The 844-nt window shown below is 62.4% G+C and carries 1 protein-coding gene; it reads right to left on the bottom strand.

Annotated features, from left to right (window positions below):
* A partial coding sequence (locus EN984_RS36260; protein ID WP_245480207.1) for a thiamine pyrophosphate-dependent enzyme occupies positions 1–844 on the bottom strand: 844 nt, incomplete at both ends.

Genomic DNA, 844 nt, shown 5'->3' with positions numbered 1-844 from the left:
ATCTCCTTGATCGCGTCGTCCAGTTCGTCCGGCTTCTCGCAGCGAATGCCGTGTCCGCCATAGGCCTCGGCGAGCTTGACGAAGTCGGGCATCGCCTCGGTGTAGGAATGCGACAGCCGGTTGCCGTGCAGCAGCTGCTGCCACTGCCGCACCATGCCCATATACTGGTTGTTCAGGATGAAGATCTTGATCGGCGCGTCGTGCTGCACGGCAGCGCTCATCTCCTGCATCGTCATCTGCACGGAGGCGTCGCCGGCGATGTCGATGACCAGCGCGTCGGGATGCGCGATCTGCACGCCGAGCGCCGCCGGCAGGCCGTAACCCATCGTGCCCAGCCCGCCTGACGTCATCCAGCGGTTCGGCTTCTCGAAATGATAGTGCTGCGCCGCCCACATCTGGTGCTGGCCGACCTCGGTGGTGATGTAGGTGTCCATGCCCTTGGTCAGTTCGTAGAGCCGCTCGATGGCGTATTGCGGCATGATCACGTCGTTGTTCATCTTGTAGGCGAGCGAGTCGCGCGCACGCCATTTGGCGATCTGCTCCCACCACGGGTAGAGCGCCTTCTTGTCGGCCTTGGCGCTCGCGCGCCACAGCCGCACCATATCCTCCAGCACCCGGCCGACATCGCCGATGATCGGCACCTCGGTGTGAACGTTCTTGTTGATCGACGATGGATCGATGTCGATGTGGATCTTCTTCGAATTCGGCGAGAACGCGGTCAGCCGGCCGGTGATGCGGTCGTCGAAACGCGCGCCGATGCAGATCATCACGTCGCAGTCATGCATGGCCATGTTGGCTTCATAGGTGCCGTGCATGCCGAGCATGCCCATCCAGTTCTTGCCCG

The sequence above is a fragment of the Mesorhizobium sp. M7A.F.Ca.CA.004.12.1.1 genome (assembly GCF_003997835.1).
GTDB lineage: Bacteria > Pseudomonadota > Alphaproteobacteria > Rhizobiales > Rhizobiaceae > Mesorhizobium.
The sequence above is the reverse complement of the archived record's forward strand: the minus strand, read 5'-3'. Positions and strand labels throughout refer to the sequence as shown.